The sequence below is a fragment of the Streptomyces sp. B6B3 genome (genome assembly GCF_039871525.1).
Classification (GTDB): Bacteria; Actinomycetota; Actinomycetes; order Streptomycetales; family Streptomycetaceae; genus Streptomyces.
The window spans coordinates 358,852-378,240 of sequence record NZ_JBDPLU010000003.1; the positions used below are offsets into that span (position 1 = coordinate 358,852).

Consider the following 19,389-nt stretch of genomic DNA (forward strand, 5'->3'; position numbering starts at 1 on the left):
CGCTTGGCAGCCTCGGGGGACGACCAGACTTCCTGATGCATCTTGCAGCAAGTGGCCCTCTTCCGACGGCTACGCGCCGCTGCCGATTTGTCAAGATGAGGCTCGGCGGAGCCACATCTTCGCCCGTATGAAGGGCTGGAAGATCCCGCGCGACTGCCGTCTCAAAGGTGACGGCGTGCACCACGCCATGCTCGGCATCGCCCGCCTGCACAACCTCGTCCTCACCGGGTGACGGAAACAAGAGCAGGTCAGTCACCAAGCCGCAGATCATTTACGGGACAATCCTTAGGCAGCGTAGTCACCCTGAGCCCGTCAGCGTGGTGATCATCGGTCGAGGTGATCTCTTTGCCTCGGTGCCTGTCGTGACCGAGAAGACGAGTGGTGATCTTGGTGGCGACTCCGGTATGAGCGGCCACTCGAGTGCCAACACCCATACAACCCGGACAGGCCGGCCGCCATGACCGCCAGTTCCTCTGGTCTCGCTCCGGCCCAGATGAGTATGGTTCCAGACAGCAAGACAGATAGGAATGCGATCAAGTCCAGACCGCGCTTGTCAGTATCCATGCTGTCCAGACTCACGAGACGCCATGGTGCTGCGGGAGGGGCAACACCACGTTGCCACGGACTTGGCAACACCTCACTCGGAACGGAGACACATGGGAGAGCTGCAGCCGACCGCGCCTGACAAGCCTGCAGAAGTCACTGAACTCGCTCGCGCTCTGCGAGACCTCGCGGCGGGCTTGGACGTCTCTATCCGCCGGTACGCTGCCCGACGCAGCTATGATCCATCAACGGTCTCTCGTTACCTGACTGGCAGACGGGTCCCTCGGTGGGACTTCGTACTCAACCTGCTGAACGATGTAGGCGAGCTTCGGGGCACGCTGCCGACAGCGGAAGCCGTGGAGGTATTGCGACGCATACATCGTGCAGCCGTGGCTGCGAGCAAAAGTCCGAGCAGTCGAGTGCAACTGCTTGAGGAACAACTGGCTGACGCTGACCGGTCAGCCCGCCAGGCCGCGGCCCGTGAGAGGTGGTTGGAAGAGACCCTCATGGACCGGGAGCAGCAGATTCGTCAGCTACAACTGGATTTGGGCGAGGCGCGAGCGGATTCTGCGGTGATCTCCGTGATGCCGGAGCGTCTGAGCACGGGTGATCGAGCACGCTTGGAGCAAGAGATCCACGACCTGCGGCAGGAGTTGCTGCAGGTTCGTGAACGTCATCGTTCAGCCGAGGAGCGGTGCGCGTTGTTGGAACGGCAACTCAATCAGGCTGAATTCTGGAAGGCGCAGGATGCGGTCTCGGAGTCCAATGACCTGCAGAGTCAAGAACTGATGCTCGAACGGCTCACGGTGATGGTTGGTGGCGGTGATAATCCCCGTCCTCGCGGCAATGGCCTCCTGCTAACGCCGAAACTCGCGGTGACGATGAGCTACGTGGTCCAGAAGAGCGACGCGGATGTGTGGGTCCGCCGCGGCCCTCATAAGGTGAACGCGGAGTTGATCGAGACATTCCCGTCGGCTACTCCGACGATCGGCGATGAGAGCCCGTACCCCAGTGTGTCGTTGCTAAAAGTCGGAGTGCCTATGACTGACACGAGGGGAGGATTGGAACTGGATCGAAGGCCAGATTTGGGCAGTCGGTTATTACTCATGGCATATACCGACATCGAGGGGACCGGCAGAGTGGGGCCATCCTCCTGCATGCTGACGGTCGCTGGCAGGTACGGAGAATGGATCCGAGTAGAGGGAAGCCTTGAGCAAGGAGTGGGTGGTGCGCCCGCCATGGACATCGCGAGCCATCGCATCGTTGGCTTAGTAGCTAAGACTCGCACGGACCGCACGGGCGGGCTCCTGGTGCCCCTCACGGCACTAGGCGCGTTGAGGTACACTCTGTTCGACTAGACGAGCTGTCCGTAACCAGAGGCTCACCTTGGGAGCCGGCGCGAGCGGAAGCGTGACCGGAATGCGTCGTCACCTCGGGGCAGCAGGATCGGACTCTTCAAAGGCGAGGGGGCCGGTCAGCCGCAGGGCATGTCGTCCAGCACGCGCTTGGTCAGCTGCTGCAGCAACCCGCCCTCGCCCGTGAGCTGCAGGCCCCCACCCCGGGCCCGGTCCACGAGCATCGCGATCAACTGCTCATCCGGCGCCGCACTCGACGGCGTCTCCACCGGCAGCTCAGCCGGCTCGTGCTTAGCAGGGACTCGGTCATCTGGCGTCTCCTTGATCATCAGATCCGCCGTTGATAGGCACTCCCATCAAGCTATACGTAGCCTGATGCACCGCTAAAGGCCGGGGATGATCATGTTCATGAAGCGATCCATCAGCTGCTGGGAGCGCTCACCAAACAGCAGCAGTACCGCAAGTGCGCCGCAAGCGGTCGCGAAGTGCAGCGCGATGTCCTCCAGACCGCCGAGGTAGGTGATCACACCCGTGGCGATGGAGGTTAGGACGGCGACCGCGAGCTTGATCGTGTCGTAGTCCTTCACCGGCTCAAGTCCGGCTAAGGATTGTCCCGTAAATGATCTGCGGCTTGGTGACTGACCTGCTCTTGTTTCCGTCACCCGGTGAGGACGAGGTTGTGCAGGCGGGCGATGCCGAGCATGGCGTGGTGCACGCCGTCACCTTTGAGACGGCAGTCGCGCAGGATCTTCCAGCCCTTTATACGGGCGAAGACGTGCTCGACTCGGGCGCGGACGCTCTTGTGCGAGCGGTTGTGTTCCTCCTTCCACGCGGGCAGTTCCTCGTCCTTGCGCTTCCGGCGGTGCGGGATGACCAGACCGGTGCCGGAACACCGCCGGGCCCCCTGCCTGTACGGGGACTTCACCGTAGCCGCTTCGAAGTGGATCGGCCGCGCCGCGCTGCCGGTCTTCCGAGGGGCGGTAGGCGGCCGGCTCGTGCTGGCCGTGAACGTCTCGCCGTGGCTGCGGCCGGAGCCACTGTTGAGAGTGATTCCGGGTGGGGCGGCTCAGCGATGCTGCCGACGTGTGGTGTCTGGAGGACACGCCGGTCCCCTGTCAATGCGACGGAGGCCCGTCGGTGGGACAGTGTCGGTCTGCGGCTGCGGTGCTGGTGGCGTCGTTGATGCGGGCAGTGTGGAACGGAGGGTGGCCGCGAGGCGGATCGAGTGGCGTTGGGCGTGTTCCGCGACCGTTCGCAGGGCGGAGATGTTCTGGGCGGGGAACCGGCCCGCCCCGGCGGCCGCGCCCGCGGCGTCGCCGGCTGTGCGGGCGACCTCGTGATAGATGGCGGCCGTTTGCCGCTCGGCGGAGGGCTCGTCGGGCATCAGGGCCCGCCAGGCTTCGCGGAGGGCGCGGGTCGCCGTGGTCGGTGATTCCCTGGTCCGCGCCCCCATGTCGGTTCGTGTCCAGGCTGTGTATGCGCGAGCCACCTCCCGGGCGGCTTTGCGCTCCTGTGCGGCTGAGGCGTAGGGCGCGTCGAGGGGTGGGCTGCCGGGCGGGATGGAGATGCGGTGGAGGGCGGCGTCGAGGCGGGCGCGGGGAAGCGTTGTGCCTGCGATCTCGGCGGTGGCCAGCGTGGCGGCGACGGCCTGGTGCTCGGCGTCGGCTGCCGGCGGGTAGGCATTCGCCAGGGCGTCGAGGTGGCGGGCGGGAACGGGGTACCACCGCAGCTGACGGGGCAGGCCCAGGGGGCGGCCCTCGATCCGGACGGTCACCAAAGCGGGGCGGGCGGCGTGGAGGATGTGCGGTCCGGCCTGGGCGAGTTGCTCGCCGGTCGCGGGCAGCCGGTAGACCCCGGCGAGCAGCGGTCCGAGTCCGCCAGCGTCCCTCAGCACCTGCTTGGCCGGTCGCGGCTCGGCCCGGGCTCCGGCGGTCGGCGACCACCCGGGGCCGTACAGCAGCTGACCCCAGCGAACCGCGAGGGCGTGCGCGTCCAGGGTCGCCGGGTGCGGGGTGGTACGCGGTAGTGGGACCGCTCCACCGTTCCTGACGATGTCGTAGGAGAACCGCGGCAGGCGGGGATGCTCGCGTGGGTCGCGTAGATCCACGATGTGCTCCCACGCCGCGGCGGTCTCCTGCCAGGCCATGGCCGCCCCTCGCAACTGGCCCGCGGTCTGCCTCAGTCCACCAGCGAGCTCGGAGTGCTGCTCGTCGGCCAGGTGCAGCAGCACCCGCCCGGCGAGCAGGTGCCCCAGCGCCAGAGAGCGCGCCATCTGCCGCAGGTCCGAGCCGCTCAACGGCCGCTCGCCGCCGCCGAGGGAGGCTTCGTGCACCGCCCGGCCAATCCCGTCGCAGGCGTCCTCCACCCGCCGCACAGTCCCCCGCAGATCAGGAGCCTCAAGCCGATCCGGCAGGAACACGGGCGCGACCGGCAGGGCCTCGATCTCCGCGGCCGTCCCCTCTGCTGCGGCCACCCGCCCCAACACCGAGGCGCGCACCGCCTCCTCCCGGGCCATCAGCAGCGCCGCCCGCACAGCAGGCTCGTCGTGCCGATCCGCCAGGCCGGCCAGCACCCGGCTGGTCTCCCACATCAGCCCGGCCAGCCGGGCAGTGACGTGCCGCTGCACCGCCGCCTGGGCGAACAGTCGCAGGTACGGCGTTGCCGGACGCCCGTTGGGGAGACGGTGACTGCCCAGCAGGTCCCGACTCGCGGCCACCTGTTCGCCAGCCGTCCTCAACGGGCCTACGGTGCCATCGGCTGAGGCGCCGGGCCGTGTCGCCCTTGCCGCCGCCTCGCGCACTCCTTCCAGCGCTCCTTCTACCGCCCGGCCGAACTCCGTGCCGCGCGCGGACGGCACGCCACGCGCATCGGGGCGGGACAGCACGGCGGGGTAGGACCCGATCCGTTCCACCAGGACCCGCAGCTGCTCCAGCGGTCGCACCGTGGCCGCCGCCGGCAGCTCGGCAGCTGCCGCCCGCACGTGGCCGACCGCCACGTCCATGTACTCACCCCAGGGCGCCGCCATGCCTAGCTCCGGACGGCGCTCAGCGCCCGACCCGCGCCCGCCGCGTGGCCCGCCACCTCCCGCAGCAGTGGCGCGGCCGCCGGCTCCCGCTGGGCCACGGCGATCAGCCGGCGCGCCGTCAGCTCCAGCAGTTCCACGCACGGCGCCACAGCGGCAACGGGATCGCTGGGCACCTCCACGGGCTGACCATCACCCGGCGGAAGCAAACCGGCCATCCCGGTGGCACAGGCCTCGGCCGCCGCCATCGCGTGCACCTCGTCGAAGCCCTCCGCCCACGTGACCGCGTCCGCCACCCGCTGGGCCAGGTCCAGCACGTCCCAGGACGCCGCGAGCACCGCCTCCACCCGCTCGCCGGCCAACGCCGCCGCGAGACCCTCTATCGTCGTCATCGGTCTCCACCTCCAGATTCGACAGCCCATGGGCACTTCTCGCCGGTGCCCTCCTCGGGCTCCTGTCGTTCGAGTGCCAGAAGCCTGAGTAGCTCCGCCGTGACCACGCGGTAGGCGTTGCCGAGCCGGAGGAGCCTGACCGGGTAGGCGCCGCGCTTGGCGAGGTCGTAGCCGGTGGAGCGGCCGATCATGAGGGCGCGATTGGCGGTGTCGAGATCGACGACCGCCGGCAGCGCCAGCAGCTCGTCCCTCGTCAGTGCTCGCGCCGCACGAGAAGAAGCAGAGGACATGACGACACCCTCCGGGGTGGTTTCCGGGGCGGCTTACGCCCCAAAGAGGTACCACAACATCACGGCCGCACCTTTTGGCCGCATAACGTGCCGCCATGAACCCCGATCAGTGGCCAGCAGCCTTCACCGCAGGCGTAGCCCGTCGGATGCGGGAGGCCCGCCGGAGTGCCGGTCTGACCATGGCCGATGTTGCCCAAGGCGCGATGGAGCGCGGCATGGCAGAGATCACCGAGCAGACCATCAAGAACCTGGAGTCCGGCCGCAGGGCGAGCATGGCCATCACGGACTTCCTCGTCCTCGCCGACGTGCTGCAGACCCCCGCGGTCTCCCTTCTGTTCCCCCTCGGCACAGCCGCCACGACGGAACTCCTTCCGGGGAAGACGGTCTCCACCTGGGACGCCCTCGCCTGGTTCACGGGCGAGACACCCATCGCCCAACCACCCCCGGAAGGAAGCCCGCGCGAGGTGCTCGACGCCTTCCGCACCCACGGCGACCTCGTGGCCGCCGCGCTGTCATCCAGCGCCCTCGCCAGGGAACGGCGACGAGCGGCGACCACCACGTCGGCCCCCCTCCGCCGAACCGCCCTGCTGGAACGCGCCGCCGCCTACGAGCAGCACGCCGCCGAGGACCGGCGGGAACTTCGCGCCTACCGCGACCGAATGCGCGAGCGCGCCCTCGTGCCGCCGGCCCTGCCCGAGGAGCTGACCCTCGTCGATGAGGTCGAGCCCCAGGAAGTCCAGGAGGTCTACGAGTGAAGAACGGATCGATCTCCCGACGCTGCCGGTGCACGGATCCCGCCACGGGGAAGGACTACGGGGCTGCCTGTCCGAAGTTGAAGAGTTCCCGCCGACATGGCACCTGGACCGTTTTCCAGGAACTGGAGCCGGGACAGGACGGTCGCCGTCGTCGCTTCCGTCGCGGTGGCTTCGACACTGCCGCCAGGGCTCAGGAGGAGCTGGACAAGGTCCGCGCGCTCCTAGCGCTGCCCGAGGAGGACGACGCCTGGGGCAGGACCCAGATCAGTGACCTCATCGAGAACTGTCTCAACACCAAGGCCCGGTTGCCGGGCTACGACGAGACTCGCCGCCGCTTCCAGGCCGGGCAACCGCTCGGCTCCAAGACGACCCTCGCCGAATGGCTCGACACCTGGCTGGCCGGACGCAAGCGTCTCCGCCGTAGCGGAGCCGCACGCTACGAATGCGACATCCGCATCCACCTCAAGCCCCACCTGGGCCACCTACGGCTGGACAAGTTGCGCGTCCACCACCTCGACGCGATGTTCGACGCCATCAACGAGCACAACATCGAGATCCAGGAGCAGAACGCCCAACGGCGCGCGGTGCGCGACGAGCTGGCCGCCACTCCGTTCAAGGGAGCCGAGAACCGCGCACGACGGAAGTGGCTCACCGCCCAGCTCGACGCCATGCCACCGTTCCGGCGCATCACCGGCCCGAACACGCAGAAGCACATCCGCGACACCCTGCGCGCCGCACTTAACGTCGCCATCGCCCAGCAGGTGATGCCGAACTTCAACCCAGCGGCACATGCGGAACTGCTGCCGGGCACCAAGCCCAAGGCCCTCGTCTGGACCGACGAGCGGATCGAACACTGGCAGCAGACCGGCCAGCGGCCCTCGCCGGTCATGGTCTGGACTCCCCAGCAGACCGGCCACTTCCTCGACTTCGTCGCCGAGGATCGCCTTCACCTCCTTTGGCGGCTGATCGCGTTCCGCGGGCTGCGTCGCGGTGAAGCCTGCGGCCTGCGCTGGGTCGATCACTCCGTCGCCGCGCAGTCCCTGACCATCGCCACCCAGCTCGTGCAGGACGGCTGGGAGATCTACGAGGGCGCCCCCAAGACCGACCACGGCGTGCGCATCGTCGCCCTCGACGACGAAACGGCCCAGCTCCTCCTCGGCCTCAAGGCACGGCACGCACGCGAGCGACTCATCTGGGGCGACGGCTGGCAGCACACCGGCCGCATCTTCACCCAGGAAGACGGCTCCCTGCTCCACCCAGGCAAGGTCTCCGACCTCTTCGAACGCCGGGTGGCAGCCGCCGGCCTACCACCGATCCGCCTCCACGACCTACGCCACGTCGCCGCCACCCTCATGCTCTCCGCCGACATCGACATCAAGGTCGTCTCCGAAACCCTCGGCCACTCCGACACCCGCATCACCCGCGACATCTACCAAGCCGTCCTAGACGACCTCGCCCGCGACGCCGCCGAAAAGGTCGTCCAACTCGTCCCCCGAGCCCGCAGGCACCCCACACGAGCCAACGACTCCGCAACACCCACCCTCCCCCGCCAGCCGAGCCGCCTGTCTTCACCCCGCCAGGGCCCTGAAACAGACGCGGAGCGCTCGGCCTGAAGGGCTGGGAGTCGTCCGGCGGTGGCGCGGATGGTCACGGCGCGGGCGCCGCCCGCAGGCCCCGCGAAGCGGGGTGCGCGCCACCTGTACCCGGCACCGCCGGTCGGCCCCTACCGCGGCGCAGTCCCTGCGCCCGGCTGGCAGGACGCCACCCACCCGGCGGCCGGCCGGTGGCCGCCTCTCCCCCACCCGCCTGCCTGTCCGCCGTAGCCAGCACTCACGGTCATTCGCATGGCGGGAGAGTCGGGTGACGGGCGATCACGTAGGCCGCCCACCACCGCCGCACTGCGCAGACGTGGCTCAGCTCCGTTGTAGCCGTGGCCGTGGCCCGGGATAGTGGCCGCGCGGGTTACATCACGCGTGACGCCACCCAGCGCTACGCAGGCGCCGTCTTCAGTTCGGCGCGGCTCGGAGAAGACAGAACAAGCTCGTCTTCCCAGCCGACGGCTGGCAGGCATTCGTCACCTCGGTCAAGGAAAACGACCACGTCTGAGACACGACGACGTCCCCCCGTATCGGTATCCGGCACGGGGTGTACAGGGTCCCGTGGCCCCGGGCCCGAGTCGTCTGATGCCGGCCTCCACCAGTCATCAGTTGCCGCTGCCCCACGACGACGCTTTGTCCGGTTTCCACAATGCAGCAGCTTGCCGCACATCGCGCCGCTGGCCACCCCCGTGCACGCCCGATGCACGTTTGTCCACCGGTTGTCCACCGGCGGCCTTCAGGAGCGGCTCAGGGCGGAGCCCGAATAGCCGGCGAACCGCCGGTGTCTTGAGAAAAGCCCAGGTCAGCGGGATGTTGGCCTGGGCCTGGCGGAGCCGCCTGTCGGATTCGAACCGACGACCTACGCATTACAAGTGCGTTGCTCTGGCCAACTGAGCTAAGGCGGCAGCACTGGCAGCCGAAGGGCTGCTGAGGCGGGTCCAGCGTACACGGGGGCTTACCAGGGGAGGGGGCCGTCCGTGGCGAAGTAGCCGCCGGTGGGGCCGTCGGGGGGGAGTTGGGCCATGCGGACGATGATCTCCGCGCCCTGTTCGACGGTCTGGACGCCGGTGTTGCCGTTCAGGTCGGTCCGGGTGAAGCCGGGCTCCACCGCGTTGATGCGCATGGTCGGGAACGCCTTCGCGTACTGCACGGTGATCATGTTGACCGCGGTCTTCGACGCCGGGTAGGCGATGCCCGGGTAGCCGTGCGTCGGGTCGGTCGGGTCCGTGATCCGGGTGAGGGAGGCGAGGCCGCTGCTGAGGTTGACCACGACCGGGGCGGCGGAGCGGCGGAGCAGCGGCAGGAAGGCGTGGGTGACGCGCACCGTGCCGAAGACGTTGGTCTCGAAGAGGTGACGCATCTGGTCGGCGGTTTCGTCCGCGGCGCCGATGATGCTGTTGTCGGGGCGGCGGCCCTCGATGCCGGCGTTGTTGATGAGGACGTCCAGGCCGCCGTCGGCCTCGATGGTCGCCGCGGCGGCCGCCACGGAGGCGTCGGAGGTGACGTCGAGCTGGACCGTCCTGGCGCCCAACCGTTCGGCCGCCTGGCGCCCGCGCTCCGCGTCCCGGCTGCCGACGTACACGGTGTGGCCGGCGGCGACGAGGCGGCGGGCGGTCTCGAAGCCGAGGCCCTTGTTCGCCCCGGTGATCAGTGTCGCTGTCATGTCTCCACCGTGCGGCCGGGCGGCGCGGCCTGCCAGCCGTCCCTCCTTCCTGGTACCGCCGGTACCAGGAAGGAGTGAGGCCGGCGGGTGCACACTGGGCGGGATGACCACGGCGGGGTTCGGCACGGAGTTCGGCAGGGCGGTACGGCGCTGGCGTGACCGGGTCGCGCCCGGGAGCGCGGGGCTGCGGGTCGGCGATCACCGCCGCGCGGCCGGGCTGCGGCGCGAGGAGCTGGCGCTGCTGGCGGGCATCTCCGTCGACTACGTCACCCGCCTCGAACAGGGCCGGGCGACCAACCCGTCGGCCCAGGTCGTCGAGGCGCTGGCCGGCGCGCTGCGGCTGTCCACGGACGAGCGCGGGTACCTGTTCCGGCTGGCCGGGCTCGACCCGCCGGGTCCGGGCACGGTGCCCGACCGCGTCACGCCGGGCGTGCGGCGGATGCTGGACCGGCTGGCCGGCACCCCGGTGGGGGTGTACGACGCGGCCTGGACGCTGCTGCTCGCCAACCCGATGTACGCGGCGCTGATGGGCGACCCGTCCGGCTGGCGCGGCCACGAGCGCAACGGCGTGTGGCGCACGTTCCTCGGCCCGGGCACCCGGGTCCGGCACACCCCCGAGTCCAGGCGGGCGCTGGAGGCGGCGCAGGTCGCCGACCTGCGCGCCACCGTGGGCCGGTACCCGGCCGATCCGCGGCTGCGGGACCTGGTCGCGGAGCTGCGGGCGGGCAGCGACCGGTTCGCGGAGCTGTGGGACGCGGGCGCGGTCGGCCGGCACGAGGCCGCGCGCAAGACCGTCGACCACCCGGCGGTGGGTCCGGTGACGCTGGACTGCGACGTGCTCAGCGTGGCGGGCGGCGACCTGCGCCTCATGGTCTACACGGCCGAGCCGGGCACTCCCGACGCGGAGCGGCTGGAGCGGCTGGAACGCCTGGCGCGGTTCGCCTCGACCGGATAAACACGCAGCGTGGTCGATCGTGGGTGCATTCGAGTACCCACCGTGCGTGTTCGTTGGCTCAGGCTCGTGACAAACGTTATCTCCACGAGTTAGGTTCCACCCAGCTCACCTGTGTGGGCACTGCAACCTTCCTACTCGGATCGTCCGGCACGTTCCTGCCGGTAGAAGGAGACAAGAGGACATGGCAACGGTCACCTATGACAAGGCGACCCGGATCTACCCGGGTTCCGAGGTCCCCGCCGTCGACCAGCTCGACATCGCGATCGAGGACGGCGAGTTCCTCGTACTGGTCGGCCCCTCCGGCTGTGGCAAGTCCACCTCCCTGCGGATGCTCGCGGGCCTGGAGGACGTCAACGGAGGCTCGATCCACATCGGTGACCGTGACGTCACCCACCTGCCGCCGAAGGACCGGGACATCGCGATGGTGTTCCAGAACTACGCGCTGTACCCGCACATGACCGTCGCGCAGAACATGGGCTTCGCGCTCAAGATCGCCGGCGTGAACAAGGCGGACATCCGGGCCAAGGTCGAGGAGGCCGCCAAGATCCTCGACCTCACCGAGTACCTGGACCGCAAGCCGAAGGCGCTCTCCGGTGGTCAGCGGCAGCGTGTCGCGATGGGCCGCGCGATCGTCCGTGAGCCCCAGGTGTTCCTCATGGACGAGCCGCTGTCCAACCTGGACGCCAAGCTCCGCGTCCAGACCCGTACCCAGATCGCCGGCCTGCAGCGCCGGCTGGGCGTCACCACCGTCTACGTCACGCACGACCAGGTCGAGGCCATGACCATGGGCGACCGGGTGGCGGTGCTCAAGGACGGCCTGCTCCAGCAGGTGGACACCCCGCGCGCCATGTACGACCGCCCGAACAACCTCTTCGTCGCGGGCTTCATCGGCTCCCCGGCGATGAACCTGATCGAGGTGCCGATCACCGACGGCGGCGTGAAGTTCGGCAACAGCGTGGTCCCGGTGGAGCGCACCGCGCTCACCGAGGCCCAGAGCAAGGGCGACACCGCCGTGGTGGTGGGCTGCCGGCCCGAGCACTTCAACGTGGTCAACGGCAACGGCGGCGAGGCCGACTCGCTGGCCAAGGCGGACGCGGGCCAGTCGGCCGGCCTCGCGGTCACGGTCAACGTGGTCGAGGAGCTCGGCGCGGACGCGTACGTCTACGGCACCGCCGAGGTCGGCGGCGAGGTCAAGGACCTGGTCATCCGCGTCGGCGGCCGGGACATCCCGGAGAAGGGCGCCACGCTCAACGTGATCCCGCACCCGGGCGAGACCCACGTGTTCTCCACCAGCACGGGCGAGCGCCTCAGCGACTGACCCGGGCGGTCCACGACACGTCGCTCAGCGATCGTGAGGGCCGGTCCTCCGCACATGTGGCGGAGGACCGGCCCTCTGCGCGTCAACACCGAATTCGAAAATCACGACCTATTCTCACCCGCACGAGTGGCTTGATGTCACCACGTCGCTACTCCTCGCTACGATCAACGTGCCCCCAGGCTGAGTGAACTGAGCCAACCGCCAGTTCTCAACCGTCACGCGAGGAAGATTTCCAGTGATTCAGACCATCCGCCGCATCGGCAGAACGCTCGCCATCGTCCTCCCGGTTCTCGTGGTGCTGTCGGGGACGCTGGCCGTCGCCCGGGTGCCATGGGCCGGCCTCCCGGCTGAGGATCCGGTGCTGGCCTCCGCCGCGCAGCAGAAGCCGCAGACGCCGCAGGAGGCGCTCACCGAGCGGCTCCTCACCACCCTGCGGCAGCAGGACCCGACCGCCGCCCTGACCCAGCTCCAGGAGGCCATGCGGGACGAGCCCTCGATGGCGCCACACTGCGACGAGATCGCGCGAACTCTGGGCGAGGCCGCCGTGGAGAAGTACGGCAGCGCCGTGCGCGCCCAGCAGCACGCCCGCCCCGTGTGCGACACGTCGTTCGCCGCGGGCGTCGCCGCGGCGCACTGACGGGCGCCGGTCGCGGGCGCCTCGGGCCGCGGCCCGGGCGACGGGTTCGGACGTCTGGCCGAACGCGGCCTCGGAAGGCTCTAGGCTGCGGGCATGAGTGACGTTCCGCGATACGCGCCGCAGCCCGCGCAGCCCTCGCAGGCCGTGATTCTGGCCGGGGGCCAGGGCTCCCGGCTGCGGCCGTACACCGACGACCGGCCCAAGCCGATGGTGGAGATCCCCGGCACCGGGACGCCCATCGTCGGCCACCAGCTGAACTGGTTGGCCGCCGAGGGCGTCACCGACGTGGTGATCTCCTGCGGACACCTCGCCGAGGTGCTGCAGAAGTGGCTGGCCGGCGCCGACCTGCCGTTGCGGGTCAGCACCGTGGTGGAGAGCCAGCCGCTGGGCCGCGGCGGCGGCCTGAAGTACGCCGCCGCCGCGCTGCCGCGTCCCGACGAGCCGTGGTACGCCACGAACGGGGACATCTGGACCCGGTTCTCGCTGCGCGAGATGGCCGCTTTCCACGCCGAACGGGACGCCGCCGCCACGCTCGCCCTGGCCCGCCCGAGCATCCCCTGGGGCGCGGTCGAGACCGACCGCTTCGGGCACGTCCTCGACTTCATCGAGGCGCCGCCGTCGCCGTACCTCATCAACGCCGGCGTCTACGTCTTCGCCGCCGGGTTCGCCGGGCTGCTGCCGGACCAGGGCGACCACGAGCGGGCCACCTTCCCCCGGCTGGCCAGGGAGCGCCGGCTGGCCGGCTTCCCCATCCCGCAGGGCGCGTACTGGCGGGCCATCGACACGGCCAAGGACCTCACCGAGGCGGCCAGGGAGCTCGCCGCCTCGGTGGGCTCCGAACCCCCGTCCTAGGGCCGCTCCCGCAGCTCGTCGACGATCGCGACCCGGACGAAGCCGAAGTAGCGGATGGTCGTGCCAGGGCTGGTGCGCGGCGAACCGTCCTCCACCATCACGACCCGTTCGGCGAGATACGCGAAGCTCTCCTCGTCGAAGATCAACTCGATGCGCAGGTTGTCCTCGGCTCGGGCCACCGCGAAGGCCGGCTCCCCGGCGGCGTCGGTCACGTCCTCGTCGAGGAACACACCCGGGATCCGCTCCGCCGCCCGGAACAGCGCGGCTGCCAGTTCGGGCGGCACCAGGTGCTCGCGCAGCAGGCGGCCGATCGTGTCGAACGCCCGCTGGTCCGGGCCGATGCCCTCCCCCCAGCCGTCCTCGTAGATCAGGTCGAGCAGCGCGTCGGGGTCGGTGGGCAGGGAGGCGAGGAAGTCGTACGAGGGGTTGATCAGGCCGGGTGTCCCGCCGCCGATCTCGGCCTCCTGGTCGTTCGCCGGCTCGGGGTACTGCTCGATGAGCCAACCCTCCTGCCCGTCCGGCGACAGCCACGTCTCCAGGCGGTGCAGTTCGTCCGCCGGGGCCAGCCCACCGTCCGGGCCGCCTTCGGACTGGCGGCCGATCCGGCTCTCGAGATACACGAACTCGTCGGGCCCCGGGACCGGCAGCTGCTGCTCGAGGGCCGTCAGGGCGATGCGGTCGATGGCCTGGGCCAGGGTCAGTGGCCCGGCGGCCGGCGCGGTCGCGGTCCCGCCGTCGCCCTCCGAGGACTGGACGACCACGCCCACACCGGCGGCCACTGCGACCGCCAGCGGCGCCGCGACGAGGGCCAGGCGGCGGTTGCGGCGCCGGGGCGGGGCGGCAGCGGGGAGTGCGGACTCCTGCCGGGTGTCCTGTTCCAGCGTCAGTTCGCGCATGAGGTGCTCCTCGATGTGCAGGCGACGGTCGGGAGGGAGCACCGGTTCGTCCGGGGCGGGCAGCAGGGCCGCGAGTTCCTCGCGGCCGGCCGGCGAGCGCCGTACCTGCCAGAGGTTGCGGATCATCGGAGTCCCTCCTGGTTCGACCGGATCGCCGAGAGCCGGCGACCACCCCCCACTTGTCCGCGCCCGCCGGGCGGTTCCGGCCGGGCGAGCTCCTCCTCCGTGAGCGTGCGGAGCCGGTCCCGCGTGCGGGACAGCCGGGAGCGCACCGTGCCCACCCGGACGCCCAGCACCGCGGCGGCCTCCGCGTAGCCGAGGCCGGACCAGACGCAGAGCATGAACACCTCGCGGTGCGCCGGCCTGAGCCTGCCCAGCGCCCGCCGCGCCGCCGCGAGGCGCTCCGCGTCGGCCGCCCGGTCGACCACCTCGTCGGCGAGGTCGGGCACCGGCGGCCGAGGAGGCAGCCGGGCCATCGCCCGCGCGTACCGGCGCCTGGCGCGGCTGGTGTTGCGCAGCACGTTGACCGCGATGCCCATCAGCCAGGGGCGCGGGCTGTCCCAGGCGTCGTTGAGCCGCTCGCGCAGCCGCCAGGCCTCCAGGAAGGTCAGCGAGACGACGTCCTCGGCCAGCGCGAGATCGCCGGTGGCGCGGGCCGCGTATCCGTAGACCAGCTGCGCGTGGGCGGCGAACAGCTCCCGGAACGCCTCCGGGTCACCGGCCCGGAGGCGGGCGTGCGTCGATGGTGATTCCACGGTGAGCCTTGTCCGGCGCCGGGGAGAGGTTCCCATGACGCCGGTCACATCGTGTCAGCCGTGCCAGCCCGCCGCGGGCGGTCAGTCGAGCAGGCCTCCGATGGTGCCGAGGCTGCCGCCGTCGTCGCCCTCGTCCGTCGGGGCGCTCTCCTCGGGTGCGGACTCGCCGGTGCCCAGGTCGGCGGGCGGTGCCGTCTCCTCCTGCGGGGTGTACTCCTCGGCCTCGGGCGCGGACTGCCGCGGCGCCGGCACGGTCTGCTCGGTGGTGGGCGTCTGCTGGTAGGACTCGTCGCCCGAACCGCCGGTCCCGCCGACGACGGGCACGCCCTCGTCGGTCACGGCCGTGTCCGACTCCGGCCGCGAGGTCTCCTCGCCGGCGGTCGCCCCGCCCTCCTTCGCCCGTTGCTCGGCGTCCTGGGCGGGGTCGGCGCTGGGCGATCCGGTGGACTCGTCGCGCGCCTCGTCCTCGGGCAGTTGCTCGCCCGGCAGGTGGTTGACCGGCGGCTCGCCCGGCTCGGGCAGCTGCGGCAGCTGCGAGGAGCGCACGGCGCTGCCCAGCATCGAGCCGATGAGCAGCGCCGAGCCCAGCAGCAGCGCGGACAGCGCGGAGCCGCGGCGCAGCACCCGGCGGCGCAGCTCGGACAGCGGGGCGCGCGGCCCGAGGGTGCGCCAGGCCTCGCCGGCGAGCCGGGCGTCCAGCGAGTAGACCGGGGCGCCGGCGATGAGCAGCGGGCTCCACGCGGCGAGCAGGATGACGTCCGGCGTGTCGTACGCCGGACCGTGCTGCCAGCTGACGGTGACCAGCAGCGCCAGGGAGAGCGCGGCGCCGAGCGCGGCGGCCAGCCGCTGCCACAGGCCGAAGACGGTCAGCACGCCGACGACGAGCTGGGTGAACGCGACGGACAGGCCGGCGCCCACCGGGTGGGCCAGCGCCCAGTCGTGCAGCGGGGCGGCGGCCGACCACGGCTCCAGGCCGTGCAACCAGGAGGAGAGCGAGCCGCGTTCGCCGCCGTCGAAGTACACCGGGTCGGTGAGCTTGCCCATGCCGGCGTAGAGCGAGATGAAGCCGAGCAGGACGCGCAGCGGCAACAGCACCACGCCGAGGCTCATCCGGCGGCCCGGATAGAACGCCTGCCGGCCCCCCTGACCACGCCCCCGGGCGTGGCCCCGACGCCCCGACCGCGCCCCTCCCGGGCGGTCGGAATCCGTCGGCTCCCCGACCATGACCGGGGGCTCGGTGCTCTCCTCGGGGGCCGGGGAGCGGGGGCCGATGACGGCCGCCCCGAGGTCGTGGTACCCGCCGTGCGGGTCGGGCTCCGCCGGGCGGACCCGAGGCAGCACCTGCGTGGCGGTGATGCCGGAGTCGGCCAGCCGGTCGGCCACCCCCGCGGTGCGCACCGCCTGCAGCAGGGTGCTGGCCCCCGGATCGCCCGGCGTGCTGCGCCCGGACCACACCAGCGGCCGGCGGCGGCGCGCCGCCGCCGGGATCCGGGGCAGCAGCGACGCCAGCGCGTCGGCGCCGCGCCCGGTGTCCCCCAGGACCTGCGGGCCCGGCCGGTGCCCCCAGGCATGGGGCGAACTGGGGGGCAGCACTACCCGGAAGCTCGCGTGGTTCACGACCACCTGGGCGGGGTCGCACGGCACCTTGACCATGTTCAGCACCGGCTCGTTCAACGAGGGGCCATGGGGTGTTCTGGTGTCCACACTCATCTAACCGAGTGACAGTGGTTTAAGACACTGCCTTGACCCCGGCAAAGTCTGTCCGCGGTCCGTCAAGCCGGCGCGGGCGGGCCGGGGTCGGCCCGGGCCCGGCTCAGCCGCGCCGGCGGGACGCCGCCTCGTGCAGCACGATGCCGGCGGCCACACCCGCGTTGAGCGACTCCGCGGCGCCCGGCATCCGGATCCTGGCCCGGATGTCGCAGACCTCTCCGACCAGCCGGGACAGCCCCTTGCCCTCGCTGCCGACGACGATCACGACGGGGTCGGCGAGCACGTCGAGCTCGGTCAGCTCGGCGTCGCCGTCCGCGGCCAGGCCGACGACCATCAGGCCGGCCTTCTGGTACGCCTGGAGCGCGCGCGTGAGATTGGTGGCGCGCGCCACCGGCGTGCGCGCCGCCGTGCCTGCCGACGCCTTCCACGCCCCCGCGGTCATCCCGGCGGCCCGCCGCTCCGGCACCACCACGCCGTGTCCGCCGAACGCCGCGGTCGAGCGCACCACGGCACCCAGGTTGCGCGGGTCGGTGACCCCGTCGAGCGCCACGATCAACGGCTGCTGGCCGGCGTCGTACGCGGCCGCCGTCAGGTCGTCCGGGTGGGCGTACTCGTAGGGCGGGATCTGCAGCGCCAGGCCCTGGTGGTTGAGGCCGCCGGTGATCCGGTCGAGCTCCATCCGGGGCGCCTCCAGGAGATGCACCCCGCCGCGTTCCATGGCGAGCCGCACCGCCTCGGTGACCCGGTCGTCGCTCTCCAGGAACTGCTGCACGTACAGCGTGGTGGCGGGGACGTCGCCGCGCAGCGCCTCGACGACCGGATTGCGGCCGACGACGAGTTCGGAGGCCGTGCGACGGGCCCCGGTGGCGCCCCCCGGGCGACCGCTCTGCCGGCGGGCCCTGACCTGGGCGGCCCGCTGCTTGGCGTGGCCCGTGCGCTGCTCGGCGGCGGGCGTGGGGCCCTTGCCCTCGAGCCCCTTGCGGCGCTGTCCGCCGCTGCCCTTGAGGGCGCCCTTCTTCTGCGATTTGCGCCGGTTCGGGCGCGGGCTGTTGCCTGGCATGGGGTGGTGAATCCTTAGGTCTCGGTGTCGGCCGGGCGGGGAAGCCGGGCCGGTGCTCGTGTGCCGGTGCTCGGTGGGCCGGTCGGTCGGACCGCGGACGGTCGGCGGCTAACCGAGCTCCCAGCGGGGGCCGTTGGGGGTGTCCTCGATGACCAGGCCGGCCGCCTGCAGCTCGTCGCGGATGGCGTCCGCCGTGCCGTAGTCCTTGCGCTGCCTGGCCGCCTGGCGCTGGTCGAGGACGAGGCCGACCAGGGCGTCGACCACGTCGGTCAGGTCGCGGCGGCCCCGGGCGCCGCTGGCCGTCGCGCCGGACCAGTGCGGGTCCAGCGGGTCCATGCCGAGCACCTGGAGCATGCCCCGGACCTGGGCGGCCAGCGCGGCGGCGGACTCCTTGTCGCCCTCGGCCAGCGCGGCGTTGCCCTGGCGCACGGTGGTGTGCACGGTGGCCAGGGCGTGCGGCACGCCGAGGTCCTCGTCCAGCGCGGCGGCGAACTCCTCCGGCACCGCGGCGGCGGGCTCGACGGCCCCCGCCTGCTCGACGGCGCGGTGCAGGAAGCCCTCGATCCGGTTGAACCCGGCCTCCGCCTCCAGCACCGCCTCCTCGCTGTACTCGATGGTGGAGCGGTAGTGCGGGGTGCCGAGGTAGTACCGCAGCACCAGCGGACGCCAGCGCTTCACCATCTCCGAGACCAGCACGGAGTTGCCCAGGGACTTGCTCATCTTCTCGCCGGACATGGTGACCCAGGCGTTGTGCATCCAGTAGGCCGCGAAGTCGTCGCCGAACGCGCGTGACTGGGCGATCTCGTTCTCGTGGTGCGGGAAGACGAGGTCGATACCGCCGCCGTGGATGTCGAACGCCCTGCCGAGGTACTTGTGGGCCATGGCCGAGCACTCCAGGTGCCAGCCGGGGCGGCCGCGGCCCCACGGCGACTCCCAGTCGGGCTCGCCGCGCCTGGCCGCCTTCCAGAGGGCGAAGTCGCGCGGGTCGCGTTTTCCGGTCTCGCCCTCGCCCGCGGGCTGCAGGAGATGGTCCAGGTCCTGGTTGGACAGGGACAGGTAGTCCGCGTAACTGCGCACGTCGAAGTAGACGTTGCCGTCGGCCGGGTACGCGTGGCCGCGGGCGATCAGGGTGCGCATCATCTCGACCATCTCCGGCACGTGACCGGTGGCGCGCGGCTCGTAGCTCGGCGGCAGGCAGCCGAGGGTGGCGTACGCCTCGCCGAACGCCCGCTCGTTCTCGTAGCCGATGGCCCACCAGGGGCGCTGTTGTTCGCCGCTCTTGGCGATGATCTTGTCCTCGATGTCCGTGACGTTCCTGATGAACGTCACGTCGAAGCCGCGATAGCTCAACCAGCGGCGGAGGATGTCGAAGTTGAGGCCCGAGCGGATGTGGCCGATGTGCGGCGGCGCCTGGACGGTCGCGCCACACAGGTAGATCGAGACGCGACCCGGCTGGAGCGGGTGGAAGTCACGGATCTGCCGGGCGCTGGTGTCGTACAGGCGTAGGGTCACGCGTCAAGAGTAGTGGGCGTGAGCGGCCCCGCGCCCTCCCCTGGGCGCGGGGCCGCTCAGTTGGGTTTCGGGGGCC

The 19,389-nt window shown here is 71.1% G+C and carries 17 protein-coding genes, 1 tRNA gene and 3 pseudogenes; 8 read left to right on the forward strand and 13 right to left on the reverse strand.

Annotated features, from left to right (window positions below; translation table 11 throughout):
* Positions 1-100: 100 nt before the first annotated feature.
* Both ABGB06_RS09290 and ABGB06_RS09295 read left to right on the forward strand, forming a co-directional pair.
* Positions 101-232: pseudogene (locus tag ABGB06_RS09290) on the forward strand (IS5/IS1182 family transposase); the annotation flags it as partial.
* Between the two features lie 817 nt (positions 233-1,049).
* The gene (locus ABGB06_RS09295; RefSeq protein WP_347587189.1) at positions 1,050-1,901 is read left to right on the forward strand and encodes a hypothetical protein; all 852 of its coding nucleotides are present in this window, start codon (positions 1,050-1,052) and stop codon (positions 1,899-1,901) included.
* 134 nt (positions 1,902-2,035) lie between these two features.
* Here ABGB06_RS09295 and ABGB06_RS09300 read toward each other — a convergent pair.
* The 6 genes and pseudogenes from ABGB06_RS09300 to ABGB06_RS09325 all read right to left on the reverse strand — a co-directional run.
* Positions 2,036-2,227, reverse strand: a pseudogene (locus tag ABGB06_RS09300) (hypothetical protein); the annotation flags it as partial.
* Positions 2,228-2,281: 54 nt separating this feature from the next.
* On the reverse strand, positions 2,282-2,485 hold the full coding sequence (locus tag ABGB06_RS09305; protein ID WP_347587191.1) for a hypothetical protein: 204 nt from the start codon (positions 2,483-2,485) through the stop codon (positions 2,282-2,284).
* A 71-nt stretch (positions 2,486-2,556) separates the two neighbouring features.
* Positions 2,557-2,784, reverse strand: a pseudogene (locus ABGB06_RS09310) (transposase); the annotation flags it as partial.
* Between the two features lie 180 nt (positions 2,785-2,964).
* Complete coding sequence (locus tag ABGB06_RS09315) at positions 2,965-4,923, reverse strand: hypothetical protein (protein ID WP_347587192.1); 1,959 nt, start codon at positions 4,921-4,923, stop codon at positions 2,965-2,967.
* A gap of 2 nt (positions 4,924-4,925) precedes the next feature.
* On the reverse strand, positions 4,926-5,312 hold the full coding sequence (locus tag ABGB06_RS09320; RefSeq protein WP_347587194.1) for a hypothetical protein: 387 nt from the start codon (positions 5,310-5,312) through the stop codon (positions 4,926-4,928).
* On the reverse strand, positions 5,309-5,602 hold the full coding sequence (locus tag ABGB06_RS09325; protein WP_347587196.1) for a hypothetical protein: 294 nt from the start codon (positions 5,600-5,602) through the stop codon (positions 5,309-5,311). The genes ABGB06_RS09320 and ABGB06_RS09325 overlap by 4 nt, the downstream gene beginning before the upstream one ends.
* Before the next feature lie 95 nt (positions 5,603-5,697).
* Between ABGB06_RS09325 and ABGB06_RS09330 the strand changes: the two genes are divergently transcribed.
* The gene (locus tag ABGB06_RS09330; RefSeq protein WP_347587198.1) at positions 5,698-6,357 is read left to right on the forward strand and encodes a helix-turn-helix transcriptional regulator; all 660 of its coding nucleotides are present in this window, start codon (positions 5,698-5,700) and stop codon (positions 6,355-6,357) included.
* The gene (locus tag ABGB06_RS09335) at positions 6,354-7,970 is read left to right on the forward strand and encodes a tyrosine-type recombinase/integrase (RefSeq protein ID WP_347587200.1); all 1,617 of its coding nucleotides are present in this window, start codon (positions 6,354-6,356) and stop codon (positions 7,968-7,970) included. Before ABGB06_RS09330 ends, ABGB06_RS09335 begins: the two co-directional genes overlap by 4 nt.
* Before the next feature lie 816 nt (positions 7,971-8,786).
* On the opposite strand, the gene ABGB06_RS09340 is transcribed toward ABGB06_RS09335, so the two are convergent.
* Positions 8,787-8,860, reverse strand: a tRNA-Thr gene (locus ABGB06_RS09340).
* A gap of 50 nt (positions 8,861-8,910) precedes the next feature.
* A complete protein-coding gene (locus ABGB06_RS09345) occupies positions 8,911-9,618 on the reverse strand; it encodes an SDR family NAD(P)-dependent oxidoreductase (protein WP_347587202.1) in 708 nt (235 codons plus the stop codon).
* A gap of 103 nt (positions 9,619-9,721) precedes the next feature.
* Here ABGB06_RS09345 and ABGB06_RS09350 point away from each other — a divergent pair, with 103 nt between their 5' ends.
* The 4 genes from ABGB06_RS09350 to ABGB06_RS09365 all read left to right on the forward strand — a co-directional run bounded on the left by ABGB06_RS09350 (position 9,722) and on the right by ABGB06_RS09365 (position 13,380).
* A complete protein-coding gene (locus tag ABGB06_RS09350; protein WP_347587204.1) occupies positions 9,722-10,573 on the forward strand; it encodes a helix-turn-helix domain-containing protein in 852 nt (283 codons plus the stop codon).
* Positions 10,574-10,754: 181 nt separating this feature from the next.
* Positions 10,755-11,891: a sn-glycerol-3-phosphate ABC transporter ATP-binding protein UgpC gene (ugpC, locus tag ABGB06_RS09355; RefSeq protein WP_347587205.1), complete on the forward strand. Its 1,137-nt coding sequence runs from the start codon at positions 10,755-10,757 to the stop codon at positions 11,889-11,891.
* A 235-nt stretch (positions 11,892-12,126) separates the two neighbouring features.
* Entirely contained in the window at positions 12,127-12,528 is a 402-nt protein-coding gene (locus ABGB06_RS09360; protein ID WP_347587207.1) for a hypothetical protein, read from the forward strand.
* A 93-nt stretch (positions 12,529-12,621) separates the two neighbouring features.
* Positions 12,622-13,380, forward strand: coding sequence for a nucleotidyltransferase family protein (locus ABGB06_RS09365; RefSeq protein WP_347587209.1), 759 nt, complete (start codon positions 12,622-12,624; stop codon positions 13,378-13,380).
* On the opposite strand, the gene ABGB06_RS09370 is transcribed toward ABGB06_RS09365, so the two are convergent.
* From ABGB06_RS09370 to cysS, 5 genes are all read right to left on the reverse strand, one after another.
* Positions 13,377-14,402, reverse strand: a complete 1,026-nt coding sequence (locus ABGB06_RS09370) for a CU044_5270 family protein (protein WP_347587210.1) — start codon at positions 14,400-14,402, stop codon at positions 13,377-13,379. The genes ABGB06_RS09365 and ABGB06_RS09370 overlap by 4 nt on opposite strands.
* Entirely contained in the window at positions 14,399-15,031 is a 633-nt protein-coding gene (locus ABGB06_RS09375; protein WP_347587212.1) for an RNA polymerase sigma factor, read from the reverse strand. The genes ABGB06_RS09370 and ABGB06_RS09375 overlap by 4 nt, the downstream gene beginning before the upstream one ends.
* An 81-nt stretch (positions 15,032-15,112) precedes the next feature.
* On the reverse strand, positions 15,113-16,741 hold the full coding sequence (locus ABGB06_RS09380) for a DoxX family membrane protein (RefSeq protein ID WP_347587214.1): 1,629 nt from the start codon (positions 16,739-16,741) through the stop codon (positions 15,113-15,115).
* Positions 16,742-16,844: 103 nt separating this feature from the next.
* The gene (rlmB, locus tag ABGB06_RS09385) at positions 16,845-17,801 is read right to left on the reverse strand and encodes a 23S rRNA (guanosine(2251)-2'-O)-methyltransferase RlmB (protein ID WP_347587216.1); all 957 of its coding nucleotides are present in this window, start codon (positions 17,799-17,801) and stop codon (positions 16,845-16,847) included.
* Positions 17,802-17,909: 108 nt separating this feature from the next.
* Positions 17,910-19,313 carry a cysteine--tRNA ligase gene (gene cysS, locus ABGB06_RS09390; protein ID WP_347587218.1) on the reverse strand — a complete coding sequence of 468 codons (1,404 nt, stop codon included), beginning with the start codon at positions 19,311-19,313 and terminating at the stop codon, positions 17,910-17,912.
* Positions 19,314-19,389 lie beyond the last annotated feature (76 nt).